This is a genomic window from Hyphomicrobium sp. (genome assembly GCF_020852195.1).
GTDB lineage: Bacteria > Pseudomonadota > Alphaproteobacteria > Rhizobiales > Hyphomicrobiaceae > Hyphomicrobium_C.
Map to the genome: position 1 here is coordinate 1 of NZ_JADZBI010000173.1, position 12,461 is coordinate 12,461.

Genomic DNA, 12,461 nt, shown 5'->3' on the forward strand with positions numbered 1-12,461 from the left:
GCAATGCCGAGCCCGCCGCCGAGGCAGAAGCCGTGGATCATGGCGATCACCGGCTTTTGCGCCGAGAGCAGGGCCGCGAAAGCCTCGTGGTTGAGGCGGTCGTAGTCCGCCGCGCTGGCCCCGGTGCGCGCGCTTTCGAACTCGGAGATGTCCGCGCCCGCCGAGAAGGCCCGCGTGCCCGCGCCGCGCAGGACGATGACGCGCACGGCCGGATCCGCCTCGGCCGCCGCGATATGCGCCGGGATCTTGGCCCACATGCCGGCGGTGAAGGCGTTCATCCGCTCGGGATTGCTGGCCACGATCCAGGCGAGGGGCCCCTCGATCGCGAGCGTGAGGTCCGGGGCGGCGGCATGCGTGTCGGTCATGGGCTGAGGTCCTCTCGAAAAACCGAGCTTGGGGCGCCGCACGGCCGGGCGCAACGTGGCGCCAAGCCTCAAGGCCGACGGAGGTCCGGGGCAGGTGGTTTGACGTTGACGGCGCCTGCCCGCCCCGATACGCCCTAGTCCCAGGAACGGACGTCCAGGAACGGATTGCGATCCATCTGACGGCAGAGCCGTATTCGGCAAGGATAACGGCTTAGCCCGCGCCGACGAGAGCCGGCCTGTACGGATGGCGTTACCCGCGGCAGCATCGGCCCGTGTCGACCCGCGAGGTGAAGGGAGCAACGGACATGAACAGCGCCAAGCCCACCCGGGCCGGCAAGACCGAGCGGAATGCCGTCCCGCTGCATGCGCCGGTGGATACCATCTGGCGCGCGCTGCGCGAGGAGGCTGAGGCGGCGATGGCGGCCGAGCCGGCGCTGACCGGCTTCATCTATGCCACCGTCGCCAGCCACGGCCAGCTCGAGGAGGCGGTCTGCCATCGCATCGCACAGCGCCTCGGCCACGCCGACGTCGACGCCGGCCTCATCGTGCACACCTTCCGCGACGTGCTGGGCTCCCAGCCTGCTCTCGGCGGCGCTTTCCGCGCCGATCTGGCGGCGGTCATCGAGCGCGATCCCGCGACCACGCGCTATCTCGAGCCGTTCCTCTACTTCAAGGGCTTCCACGCGCTCGTCACCTACCGCTTCGCCCACGAGCTGTGGCGCCAGGGCCGGCGCGACTTCGCGCTCTACCTGCAGAGCCAGGCCTCGCGCATGTTCGCGGTCGACATCCATCCGGCGGCCCGCCTCGGCAAGGGCCTGATGCTGGATCACGCAACGGGCGTCGTCATCGGCGAGACGGCCACCGTCGGCGACAACTGCTCGCTTCTGCACGCCGTCACCCTCGGCGGCAGCGGCAAGGTGACGGGCGACCGCCATCCGAAGATCGGCTCGGGCGTCCTGATCGGCGCCGGCGCCAAGGTGCTGGGCAACATCCATGTCGGCAACTGCTCGCGCATCGCCGCCGGCAGCGTGGTGCTGCAGGATGTGCCCCCGCACGTGACCGTCGCGGGCGTGCCCGCCCGCGTCGTGGGTCCGGCCGGAACGGCCGAGCCGGCGCGCACAATGGATCAGTCGTTCGTCGCCACGGATTCCTCGATGGGTCCCGACGACTACGCCATGCTTTGAGAGAGAGGAGCTTCCGGTGAAGAAGGACGAGTTGGCCAAGCTGCAGGCCTATCTCAGGAAGACGTTCGGTGCCTCCAAGCTGGAGGTCCGCCCGCAGCCCAAGAAAGAGGACATGGCCGAGGTCTTCATCGGCGGCGAGTTCGTGGCCACGCTCTACCGCGAGGAGGAGGAGGGCGAGGTCTCCTACCAGTTCCAGATGGCCATCCTCGAGATGGATCTCGAGGAAGCCTAGACCTCTGGACCATGATCGCTTCGAACCCTATCAGTCCGAGGCGTGACGCATCGGCCGTGCTCGCAAAAAATTGAGCCGGACACGAGGGGGGATCGCGTCCGGCTCTAGGTGAGCCCGGTTGGGGGGCAGGGCAGGGAGTCCCGGGCTCGAGTCAAACGGTGGAGAGGGCGAGCCTCTCCGAATCTTCCTACTGGTTGCCCACGCCGGCGATGGCGTCGGGAGCGGAGCGGTCGCTCGGATCGAGCGAGACCCACACGCGCGGGTCGAGATACGACTGGCGCATGATGAAGTAGTAGCCAGAGGCGTTCCACAGCCGGACTTCGTCGACCTTGTTGTCGAGCACGAAGTCGCCTTGCGCCGTGCGCGCCGTCAGCACCGCGTGTCCTTCGCCCTTCTCGTCGCGCACGACGGTGAGGAGCAGCGAGCTCTTGGGCCATCCGCGGGCGAGCAGCATCCTCTGCTTCAGGAGGGCGTAGTCCTCGCAGTCACCGCGATCGACCGGATACGTCCACAGCTCGCTGACGCCGTAGATTTCCATGTCGGTCGCCGGCTGGACGGCGTGGTTGGCCCAGCGGTTGACCTCGTCGAGCTCGGAGAGGCGCTCGGGCGTCGGCTGGAAGCGAACGTCCTCGATGCGCTGCGGAGCGCAATCGGTGGGATGGCTGTCGCAGAAGCGCACGAAGCCGTAGGGCGGTTGCGACGGGCCGTAAACCCGCATGAAGGGGGAGGTGCTGAAGTTGACGGACCGGGAGACCGACGGCTCCGCCATGGCACTGGTCGGTCCCAGGATTGCCAGAACGCCGGCAATACACACTACGAGACGCTTCATACTCACTACCCCTACGAACCCTCTTACACAAACCACAGTAGACGAGAAATGTCGTGGTCGTCTGAAGTACGCCGTCAGAAATCGAGCAAAATTTGAGCTAAACTGTCGTTCCCCACGGGACATTTCCATCGCGCCCTTCAGCCGAAGTAGCGCCGCAATGCTTCGGGGTCCGGAATGTCCAGGAACTGCACGCCGATGCCGCGGTCATGATAGCGCATGACCTTGCAGCGCAGCTTCCCGAACATCACGACGTCGCCGACGGGCGGCCGTGCGTCCGTACCGATCGAAGCACCCGAAAGCGAAACGTCGAGCACTCTGCAATCGACGGTCGTACCGTCGGCGAGCTTGAGCGTTGACGTCTTGTTCACCACGGCCATGCGCTGGTGGCGACGGCCGAACGAGGCGCCGAGCTCGTCCTTGTTGACGAGCCAGGTGATCTGTGCAGCGAGCTTCTCGCGCTTGTGCTGGCTCGCCCGCAGCCTCATGGCGAAGCCGCCGTCGAAGATGCGCACGACCTGGCCTTCGATGCCGCCGATCTCATCCAGGTAGGCGACGATGCGTTCGCCGAGCTCCACCTCGACGGGGGCCATGAGCGATGCGCCGCCGACGGAGATATCGTTGAGCCTGCAAGGAAACTCTTGCTTGTTGGCACGCATGAAGCGGCCGAGAAGGGCCAGCGCGTAGCGCTTGTGACGCCGCCGGTCGGGCACGATGCGCGGATCGAGCCGCAGCGATGGCTTTAGGATGCTGGCTGAACTGGGCGACATGAACCAAAATCCGCGCGTGACTGAGCAACAACCTCCCGCGACCCGGAACGGCATTACAACCGTTCACGGCCCTTCGAGTCCCATATTGGAACAGCAGACTTAATGAACGACTAACCGATGACCCGAACTCGCACGGGTGCCGTCCGCGAAGGAGAATGACCCATGAGCGCCGAGAGCCGGCTGGGTCTCCAAACGCACGAGCGCCAGGGAGAGTTTCCGTGCGGGGCGAGGTGCGGCAGCGCGGCAGGTGGGCAGGCTAGAGGCTGTCGCTCCTGTCGCCGTCCGCGCGCTCGAGCCCACCTTCGTAGACCCGGAACTGGCGCCGGCCCTGGCGCACGATACGCGCCGTGCGCACATGGGGGCTGAGGGGCGATTGCCGGTCGGAGAAGGGAGCCGGTCCCTCAGGCGCACCGTTCGGCCACACGGCCTCCGCCGCGAGCAGCCGCAGGCGCTGGATCGAGGTATTGGCGGGCGCGTCCGCGGCCTCGAGCGGCACCATGAGGCAGAGCAGGCGGTCGATCGCGTGCCCCGTATGCAGGAGCGGCAGCACGACAAGCTCGAACAGGAAGCGTTGCGCCAGCAACTGCTCCTTTTCCTGTTCGGCTCGGAGATCGGCTTCGCCCGTGAACACGCCGACGCGGCCGCGGTCCGCGATGGCTGCCAGGTGATGCTCGATGAGCGCCCGGTCGCCCTCGCCCCAGCAGGACAGGAAATCCTGGGACCTGAGATCCAGGCCGAAGCGGGCGGCCACGCGGGTGCCGGCGAGGCGGAAGCGGAACGCCGAGTGGTCGGCGCGCTCGAGAATGAAAGTATCGAGCAGGAGGTCCGCGATGCGTGCGGGCTGGATCTCGAGACGGCGGGGGGCCGGTCGCTCGCCCCGTATCTCGTTCCAGTAGGCGTAGAGAGCCTGTGTCGCCGGGTGTCTCATTTTCGGTCCTGCTCGGCACGCACTTTCCCGACGGCGCCGAAGGGGTGCGGCGCCGGGCTTCAAGAGCGGATGCCCTCGAGAAATCAGGCTCGGGATGGTCTCGAAACGAGCCTTGCCGTCGACAAGAGCAGCTTCCGTGCCATATGCACGTGGATGAGCGGGTTTCCGGTCCGGAGCCCCCGGACCGATGGCCGTAGCGTTAAGGCGGCGGCCGTCCGACCTTAAGCCTGTCTGACGAGGAGACCCGCGTGATCCCGACGGCGCCGTCCCACGAGCCCATCTTCAATGTGCCGCGACCCGTGCTGGTCGTTCTCGCCATCCTGGTGCTCATACACGTGGGCCGCGGGCTGCTGCCGGCGGAGGACGACCTGTGGCTTGTGCTCGCGGCCGCTTTCATCCCCGGACGCTACGAGGCCATCGGCGTGGAGCTTCCCGGAGGCGCGCCGGCGCTCTTCACGTCGCCGTTCACACACATGCTGCTGCACGGGGACTGGATGCACTTGGCGCTCAACTCGGCCTGGCTGCTCGCCTTCGGCGGTGCAATAGCCGAGCGCACGGGGGCGGTAAAGTTCTATGCCTTTTTCATCGTCTGCGGGCTGGCCGGAGCGGCGGCCTTCTACATCGCCAATGCGGGTCTGATGCAGCCCATGATCGGCGCCTCGGGCGCCATCTCCGGCCTCATGGGCGCCGCCTTGAGATTCCTGTTTCCGGCCCTGGATTCAGGCGGCTTTCGCCGCTTGCGGGAGGCTCCCCGCTCGGTGCGGCTGATGTCGTTGAGCGAAGCATTGACGGATCGTCGCATTCTCGTAACCAGTGCAATTCTGGTCGTCATTAATGTGCTGGCGATTGTCGGTTTTGGCGTTGCACAAAATTCGGCGGGAATTGCTTGGGAGGCCCATCTCGGAGGCTACCTGCTAGGGCTTTTTACTTATGGTCTTTTCGACAGCGTTTCCGCGGATGAAGATTATCCGCAACCAAATGTCGATTGAAACTCTTGCGCGCTCTGCGTGTTTGCATCACTCTTGGGTGTCGAAGTTTGTCTCGGAGAAACTCGACCAACGAAGGCAAATCTAACAACGCCTGCTGAGGTCGAAGCGGCACGGTGAGGAGCGGCGGGAGGAGGAAGCCCGCCGAGTGGCGCGTCGAAGGCGGCAGGCGGGAGGATACGTTCATGAACGTCTCATCGATACTGAAGTCGAAGGGAAGGGCTGTTTCGACCGTAAGGCCGAATGCCACGCTCCTCGACGTTACGAAAAAGCTCGCTCCCAAAAAAATCGGTGCAGTCGTTGTTGTGGGCGAAAACGGTCACGTCGCCGGCATCATTTCCGAGCGCGACATCATTCGCGCGGTTTCGGAGCACGGCGCGCAGGCGCTGAGCATGATGGTGTCCGAGGTCATGACGCGCACGGTCGTGGCGTGCCAAGAGACCAGCGAGCTCGACGAGCTCATGGAGATGATGACCAAGGGCCGTTTCCGTCATCTTCCCGTCATCGAGGACGACGCGCTGGTCGGCATCATTTCCATCGGCGATGTCGTCAAATACCACATCGCCGAGGTGCAGATGGAGGTCTCCGCCATGCGCAACTACCTGGCGACCGGCTGAGGCCATCCGAACGCGCGAAAAAACGAGCGGCGCATCCCTGAGATGCGCCGTTTCCATTTTCAAGCTCCGTTTTTTGTTTGAAGCCCGAAGCGCCTAGCTGTGCACGACGGCCACCTGAGTGCCGGGCGCCTGGTGGCGCACGTCGAGCTCGCGGGCAAGGTCCTCGATCTCGCGCTGGGCCGCTACCTCGCCGCGCTGGATCAGCTCCTCCGCCCGGTGGAAGTCGAAGAGGCCGATGCCGTGCAGACGCGGGCTGATCATGGAGTCCGGCGGGTCGCCCGCGAGCCGCGAGCGCGCGATGCGATCCTGCACGATGTTGAACGCGTCCACCATGACCGTGGAGATGCCGGGCACGTCCTCGCCCCGGCCGAGAAGCTGGCGCTGCAGGAGCTGACGCACGCCGACGCCGTTCTTGGCGGTCACCGGCGGGGCCTCCTCCATCTCCTGATCGGACTCGGGCATGTGGCTGATGTTCGAGATCGTGCCGCGGTTGGAGATGTCGATGTTGAGGTTGACCGCGATCACGTAGCGTGCGCCGAGCGCCCGGCAGACCGAGACCGGAATGGGATTGACCAGCGCGCCGTCGAACAGCCAGCGTCCGTCGACCTTGACGGGCCGGAATACGCCGGGCAGCGCATAGGAGGCGCGCACGGCGTCGACGACGTTGCCGCGCGACAGCCAGACCTCGTGCCCGGTGCCGATCTCCGTTGCCACGGCCGTGAAGCGGCGCGGCATGTCCTCGATGCGCGTGTCGCCGAGCTGCTTGCGCAGGCGCTCGCCGAGACGGTGGCCGGTAATCAGCCCGGTGCCGGACAGGTTGAAATCGAGATAGCCGAGCACGCGCCGCCGCGTGAGCTCGCGCGCGAAAAGCTCGAGGTCGTCGAGCTGGCCTGCGACCTCGCACGCGCCGACGACGGCGCCGATGGAGGTGCCGGCGATGATGTCGGGGTGAATTCCGGCCTTGTGGAGGGCGCGCAGCACGCCGATGTGCGCCCAGCCGCGGGCGGCGCCGCCTCCGAGGGCGAGACCGATCTTCAGCTTACCGGCGCCGAAATGGGTATTGGCCATGGCGGACTCCACTTCCTCCGGCGCCCCCGCTCGCGGGATGACAGCCGGGTGCAATTATCGCGTGGAACCCGTCGCGGAGCAGGGCATCGGGATCCCCTCGACCCTTAATTGGACACTAGCAGATTCCGATTAAAGGCCCCCTACCAAGGATGTGATGACATTTGAGAAATCGTTGCTGCAGTGCAGCTTGTTTGGAACGCGAGCGCAGCGAAATGGTTTCCCGCGGCCGACCGGACGAGGCCGCGGCCGTCAGACGTCTGCACGTGCCAGCGCGGGCCCGTCCGGGCCGAGCTCGAGCGTCCGGTAGAAGCAGGACCGCGCCCCGGTGTGGCAGGCCGCACCCGCGCCCCCGACCTCGACCCGGAGCCAGATCGCGTCCTGGTCGCAGTCGACGCGCGCTTCGCGGATGGCAAGGGTGTTGCCGCTCTCCTCGCCCTTTTGCCACAGGCGGCCCCGAGACCTGCTCCAGAAGTGGGCAATGCCCGTAGAAAGCGAGAGCCGCAGCGCCTCGGCGTTCATCCAGGCGAACATGAGCACTTGGCCCGTCCCCGCATCGGTCACGATGGCCGCGATCAGGCCATCGGCATCGAACTTGGGCTGAAAGGCGAGCCCTTGCTCGATGTCCGACGCGGAGCCGCGGGCGGCAAAGGCAAAGGAGGGGCTGTCGGTCATGGCGGCTCCGAGGAAGGCGAAGGCAAGGCCCGGCGAAAGCAAGGCCCCCCGGCGATGCAACTCGATTGGCCGGGGAAGACGCCCTATATAGAAATGATTGCCGACGGCCGGAAGGAGCGCCGGCAGCAGCAGGGACACTCCACACCCATGGCGGATCTCGACGACATCTACAACCAGAGGATTTTCGAGTTGGCGGCCGCGATCCCGCATGCCACCCGCCTGGATCGCCCGCACGCGGCGGCGCGCGCCCATTCGAAGCTCTGCGGCTCGACGGTCGAGGTGGAGATCCGGATGGACGGCGACCGCATCTCGGATTTCGGGCAGACGGTGAAAGCCTGCCTGCTGGGCCAAGCGTCCGCAGCCATCGTCGGGCGCGAGATCGTGGGAACGCCAGCGGGCGAGTTCCGCGCCGTCGCCGCCGCCATGCGCCGCATGCTGAAGGAGAACGGCCCGCCGCCCGAGGGACGGTGGGCGGATCTCGGCATGTTGCAGCCGGTCAAGGACTATCCCCATCGCCACGCCTCGACGCTGCTGGTGTTCGAAGCCGTCGAGCGCGCCCTCGACCAGGCCGAGGCCCAGGCCGCGGTCGCGCCGGATGCCGCCGCGGGGGCCTGAGCCGCGAGGGAGGACGCGCCCATGGGCTGGCTCGAGGCCATCGTCAAAGCACCCATTCACGCCTACCGCTGGACGCTGAAGCCGCTGATGGGGCTCGAGTGCCGCCACCTCCCCACCTGCTCGGAGTACGCCCTCGAGGCGATCGACCGCAACGGTGCCTGGCGCGGCCTGTGGCTCACGCTGGCGCGGCTGACGCGCTGCCACCCGTGGGGGAGCGCGGGCTACGATCCGCCACCCGACATCCGCCACGAGCATCACCCCTTCGCGCCCTGGCGCTACGGCCGCTGGCGGGCCTGCGCGCAATGTCAAGATTTCGCACGTAAATCTTAGCAATAATCGGAGTCCGGCCGAGAGGGCGTGCGGTCGTCGTGATAGGCCAAACGGTCGTATGAAGGGTGCATGACCGCCCCCTGTGACGAGGAGTGAGCGGTGAAGCGGAAGATCGCAGCGGTTCTGATGGCCGACGTTGCAGGCGCACGCCTGAACGACAGCCGCGCCGTGGTCCGCGGCGTGCTCGCGCGCGGGGCGGGACGCATGCTGCCGGCCGCCGGCGAGGCTCTTGTCGCCGAGTTCCAGAGCGCCGTCGAGGCGGTGCGCGCCGCCGTCGACGCGCAGGCCACCCTGCGCGCTCGCAACAAGGCCAGCCCGCCCGAGGAGCAGATCGAGTTCAGGCTCGGCATCGCCATCGGCGAGATTCTCGACGGCGAGGGCGAACTCCCGGAGGAGACGCACGCGGAGGTCGCCCGCCTCGCCGGCCTCGCGGCCTCCGGCGGCGTATGCATCTCGCGCTCCGTGCGCGACGCCGTGGTGAGCAAGCTGAAGCTCGGCGTGCTCGACCTGACGGTCGAGGGCGCGCGGCCGGAGGCCGAGGCCGCCCCGCCTGTCCGCACGTCCGCCAAGGCGCCACTCGGCCAGCTCGGCAAGGCGCGCTGGCCCTGGGCTGCGGCGGCAGCCGCATGCACGGTTGGCGCGTTCGCCCTGTGGGCGCCCGGCGACCAGCCGCAGGTGCCGACCGACCCCACGCCCGTCGCGCTCGCGCCGACGCCGGCGAAGCCGGAGCCCAAGCCACCGTCCGCCGGCGGCACGCTGGAGTTCAAGCCCGCGCACGCGCCCGACCCGTCGGCGGTGCTGACGGCGCGGCGCATGCTGCCGAAGGCGTGGAAGGAGTGCCGGGAAGGCGCCCCCGACGCGGCGGTGGCGGCCTGCAAGCTTCTGCTCGACAGCGGCATCCCGAAAGGCGCCGAGCTGGCCGACATCCACGTCGCCAACGGCAAGGCGCTGCGCGCAGGCAACGATCCGGACGCGGCCCTCAAGGCTTTTTCCGCCGCGCTCGCCATAGAGCCCACGGCCGCCGTCTACAGCCTGCGCGGCAACGTCCATTACGACAAGGGCGACTGGGACAGGGCCATCGCTGACTACTCCGAGGCGATCCGCCGCGACGCGGCCAATGGCGAAGCCTTCAACAACCGCGCCTGGACCCACTACCGCGCCGGACGCCCGGCCGAGGCGCTCCACGATGCGAACACCGCCGTGCGCCTCCTCGCCAAGGAGGCCTATGTGTGGGATACGCGCGCGCACATTCACGTCACGCTCGGCAACCGCGAGGCCGCCATCAGCGACTTCCGCGCCGCGCTCGCCATCGATCCGACCAACGCCGCGAGCAGGGACGGCCTCGCGAGCCTCGGCGTGAATTGAAGCTGTTCCGCGGGGAACATCGCGACTGAGAGTACGCGCGCTAGGAGGAAGCTGAACCGCTTTTGTCCGACGAGAGATTTGCCATGACCGCGCCCAACACCGCCCCGACCGAGCGATCGCCGATCGCACGCTTCATCCGCCGCACGGTCGCCGCGCTCCTGCTCGGCATCGTCTTCTTCGGCATCCTCTGGGCCACCGTATTCAACGCCGTGACCTCGGCCATCGTCGCTTCCGGCGGTGCCGTCGTTCTCGTTGCAGGGTCGAGCGCGTCCGAGGGCTTTCAGTCGATCTTCGAGGCCATTGCCGAGTTCATCCTCGGCATCTTTGGCGCCATCGCCGACTTTTTCTCGTCGATTTTCGACTGAGCGTTTTTAGTTCCCGATCGCGCCCAGCGGCAGCGCGAAACGCGCGAACGGCCCGTGCTCGACGAAGTCGTCGTGCTTGTCGCCGATGGGCGGAACATCCATAAACATGGTTGCGAGAGACGACACGCGCTGGTCGGTGTCGAGCGCACCCAGCACCACATCGATGCGATATCCGACCGTCAACGTTCCTGCGCCGATCGCAAAAGCAAGACCTGCCTCGCCGTCGAACGCGGCCACAATGCGATCGTCCTCGTCCTTGAACGGAGACGAGGGCAACAGGGGGTCGTCGAGGTAGCTCATGAACTTCGACGTGCCGAACAGCGCTGCGACGGAGCCGCCGCCGACAACGCTGAGGGCATTGTTGAGGGGAAACCCACCACGGAACCCGATTTTCGGGCCCACGCCGTGAAAGTCGTTCGCCATCAGAAGCGCGAACGGAACGCACCCGCAACCGTCATCCAGCAGCGCGACATCTCGTTCGATGGACGTATAGGTGAGGCCGCCGAATAGGTGCAGGCGGCCGCCTGCGATGGCAATGTCGTTGCCGACCTCGAAATCGAGGATCGTGGTCGCGGAGTCGACCTTTGTCCGCGCGCCGAGCACGCCAATCGGGAAACCGCCCGGAATAACGTCGACGCCCGGTCCGAATGCGACGATGCCTGGATCGATGGGACCGCCCCTGTCGTCGGCCTCCAACCGGCGATAGCGCACCGCCGCGCTCCACCCGTTGGTCCAGACGTAGCCGAGAGTGAGCGCACCGCCCCATCCGTCGCCCTCGTCGAGATCGTTGACAGGCCCCGTGATCGCGAAGATCGAGCTCGGCACCATGCCGACCTCGAAGTCCGAGCTGCCGAAGACCTTTTGTCCCTCGGCCTCGAGCCAGAGGCCGGCCTGAGGGGCGACGGATTGTGCGGGGGAGCTGGCAGGGTGCACAGAGGCAGCCAGGGCCAAAACGCCAAACCCCCGCAAGGCGCGCCACAGGGAAACCCGGATCGCACGAAAATCGAATGCCATGAATCCTCCGCATCGAGAGAATTCCCGACTCGGGATTGGAGTCAAGCGGGCGGCACAGATTCTCCTGGCGCTGTGGCCGATCCCCACCGCCTTGCGCTTGACTTTGGCGGCAACTCCCCCGATTTAGTGGCCTCCAAGTCTTACGCCGCACCCGTATGCGGCGAGTGAGAGGAGCAGGAATATGTCGGAATCTCAGTCCGAAATCACGTTGACGTTCCCCGATGGCAAGAGCCGCAGGATCGCGGCCGGCACCACGGGCCTCGAGGTTGCGAAGTCCATTTCGCCCTCGCTCGCCAAGCGCACGGTGGCCATGAGCCTCGACGGCGCGCTGGCCGACCTTGCCGATCCCATCAGGAAAGACGCATCGATCAAGTTCGTGTCCCGCACGGACCCGGAGGCGCTCGAGCTGATCCGCCACGACGCCGCACACGTGATGGCGGAGGCCGTGCAGGAGCTGTGGCCGGGCACGCAGGTGACGATCGGCCCGGTGATCGAGAACGGCTTCTTTTACGACTTCGCCAAGCAGCAGCCGTTCGAGCCGGACGATCTGCCGAAGATCGAGAAGAAGATGGCGGAGATCATCGCCAGGAACGCTCCCTTCACGAAGGAAGGGTGGAGCCGCGACGCCGCGAAGAAGTTCTTCCGCGACAAGGGCGAGCTGTTCAAGGTCGAGCTGGTCGACGCCATCCCGGCCGACCAGGAGATCAAGATCTACAAGCAGGGCCAGTGGCTCGACCTCTGCCGCGGCCCACACATGACGTCGGTCGGCCAGGTCGGCCGCGCGTTCAAGCTGATGAAGTTCGCGGGCGCCTACTGGCGCGGCGATGCGAACAACCCGCAGCTCCAGCGCATCTACGGCACGGCCTTCGCCGCGGAGGACGAGCTCAAGGCCTACCTCACGCAGCTCGAGGAGGCCGAGAAGCGCGATCACCGGAAGCTCGGCCGCGAGATGGACCTGTTCCATTTCCAGGAGGAGGCGCCCGGCTCCGTCTTCTGGCACCCGAAGGGCTGGATGCTGTTCCAGACGCTGATTGCCTACATGCGCCGCGCGCAGAGCCGCGCCGGCTACGTGGAGGTGAACACGCCCGACATGATGGAGAAGCACTTCTGGGAGCTGTCGGGCC

Annotated in this window: 16 protein-coding genes; 9 read left to right on the plus strand and 7 right to left on the minus strand. The window is 66.8% G+C overall.

Annotated features, from left to right (window positions below; all coding sequences use genetic code 11):
- The coding region (locus IT540_RS14760; protein WP_291179427.1) for an enoyl-CoA hydratase/isomerase family protein at positions 1 to 365 on the minus strand (365 nt) is incomplete at its 3' end.
- A gap of 305 nt (positions 366 to 670) precedes the next feature.
- On the opposite strand from IT540_RS14760, the gene cysE reads away from it, so the two are divergent.
- On the plus strand, positions 671 to 1,549 hold the full coding sequence (cysE, locus tag IT540_RS14765) for a serine O-acetyltransferase (RefSeq protein WP_291179430.1): 879 nt from the start codon (positions 671 to 673) through the stop codon (positions 1,547 to 1,549).
- A gap of 16 nt (positions 1,550 to 1,565) precedes the next feature.
- Positions 1,566 to 1,781: a DUF3126 family protein gene (locus IT540_RS14770; protein WP_291179433.1), complete on the plus strand. Its 216-nt coding sequence runs from the start codon at positions 1,566 to 1,568 to the stop codon at positions 1,779 to 1,781.
- 187 nt (positions 1,782 to 1,968) lie between these two features.
- On the opposite strand, the gene IT540_RS14775 is transcribed toward IT540_RS14770, so the two are convergent.
- From IT540_RS14775 to IT540_RS14785, 3 genes are all read right to left on the minus strand, one after another.
- Positions 1,969 to 2,610, minus strand: coding sequence for a transglutaminase-like cysteine peptidase (locus IT540_RS14775; RefSeq protein WP_291179436.1), 642 nt, complete (start codon positions 2,608 to 2,610; stop codon positions 1,969 to 1,971).
- Between the two features lie 137 nt (positions 2,611 to 2,747).
- Positions 2,748 to 3,377, minus strand: a complete 630-nt coding sequence (locus tag IT540_RS14780; protein WP_291179438.1) for a PilZ domain-containing protein — start codon at positions 3,375 to 3,377, stop codon at positions 2,748 to 2,750.
- Between the two features lie 256 nt (positions 3,378 to 3,633).
- Positions 3,634 to 4,305: a PAS domain-containing protein gene (locus IT540_RS14785; protein ID WP_291179441.1), complete on the minus strand. Its 672-nt coding sequence runs from the start codon at positions 4,303 to 4,305 to the stop codon at positions 3,634 to 3,636.
- A 248-nt stretch (positions 4,306 to 4,553) separates the two neighbouring features.
- Between IT540_RS14785 and IT540_RS14790 the strand changes: the two genes are divergently transcribed.
- Together IT540_RS14790 and IT540_RS14795 are read left to right on the plus strand one after the other, a co-directional pair.
- Entirely contained in the window at positions 4,554 to 5,294 is a 741-nt protein-coding gene (locus IT540_RS14790; RefSeq protein ID WP_291179444.1) for a rhomboid family intramembrane serine protease, read from the plus strand.
- Positions 5,295 to 5,476: 182 nt separating this feature from the next.
- Positions 5,477 to 5,908 (plus strand): CBS domain-containing protein, encoded by a 432-nt coding sequence (locus IT540_RS14795; protein WP_291179447.1) that lies wholly within the window; start codon positions 5,477 to 5,479, stop codon positions 5,906 to 5,908.
- A gap of 93 nt (positions 5,909 to 6,001) precedes the next feature.
- Here IT540_RS14795 and IT540_RS14800 read toward each other — a convergent pair whose 3' ends face one another.
- Both IT540_RS14800 and hisI read right to left on the minus strand, forming a co-directional pair.
- Positions 6,002 to 6,976: a patatin-like phospholipase family protein gene (locus IT540_RS14800; protein WP_291179450.1), complete on the minus strand. Its 975-nt coding sequence runs from the start codon at positions 6,974 to 6,976 to the stop codon at positions 6,002 to 6,004.
- Between the two features lie 249 nt (positions 6,977 to 7,225).
- Entirely contained in the window at positions 7,226 to 7,648 is a 423-nt protein-coding gene (gene hisI / locus IT540_RS14805) for a phosphoribosyl-AMP cyclohydrolase (RefSeq protein ID WP_291179453.1), read from the minus strand.
- A 147-nt stretch (positions 7,649 to 7,795) separates the two neighbouring features.
- On the opposite strand from hisI, the gene IT540_RS14810 reads away from it, so the two are divergent.
- From IT540_RS14810 to IT540_RS14825, 4 genes are all read left to right on the plus strand, one after another.
- Positions 7,796 to 8,263, plus strand: coding sequence for an iron-sulfur cluster assembly scaffold protein (locus IT540_RS14810; protein ID WP_291179471.1), 468 nt, complete (start codon positions 7,796 to 7,798; stop codon positions 8,261 to 8,263).
- A gap of 21 nt (positions 8,264 to 8,284) precedes the next feature.
- The gene (gene yidD, locus IT540_RS14815; RefSeq protein WP_291179456.1) at positions 8,285 to 8,593 is read left to right on the plus strand and encodes a membrane protein insertion efficiency factor YidD; all 309 of its coding nucleotides are present in this window, start codon (positions 8,285 to 8,287) and stop codon (positions 8,591 to 8,593) included.
- A 99-nt stretch (positions 8,594 to 8,692) separates the two neighbouring features.
- Positions 8,693 to 9,958 carry a tetratricopeptide repeat protein gene (locus tag IT540_RS14820; RefSeq protein ID WP_291179459.1) on the plus strand — a complete coding sequence of 422 codons (1,266 nt, stop codon included), beginning with the start codon at positions 8,693 to 8,695 and terminating at the stop codon, positions 9,956 to 9,958.
- An 83-nt stretch (positions 9,959 to 10,041) separates the two neighbouring features.
- Positions 10,042 to 10,323: a hypothetical protein gene (locus IT540_RS14825; protein ID WP_291179462.1), complete on the plus strand. Its 282-nt coding sequence runs from the start codon at positions 10,042 to 10,044 to the stop codon at positions 10,321 to 10,323.
- A 6-nt stretch (positions 10,324 to 10,329) separates the two neighbouring features.
- Here IT540_RS14825 and IT540_RS14830 read toward each other — a convergent pair whose 3' ends face one another.
- Positions 10,330 to 11,337 carry an Lpg1974 family pore-forming outer membrane protein gene (locus IT540_RS14830; protein WP_291179465.1) on the minus strand — a complete coding sequence of 336 codons (1,008 nt, stop codon included), beginning with the start codon at positions 11,335 to 11,337 and terminating at the stop codon, positions 10,330 to 10,332.
- 181 nt (positions 11,338 to 11,518) lie between these two features.
- Between IT540_RS14830 and IT540_RS14835 the strand changes: the two genes are divergently transcribed.
- On the plus strand, positions 11,519 to 12,461 hold a 943-nt coding region (locus tag IT540_RS14835), incomplete at its 3' end, for a threonine--tRNA ligase (RefSeq protein WP_291179468.1).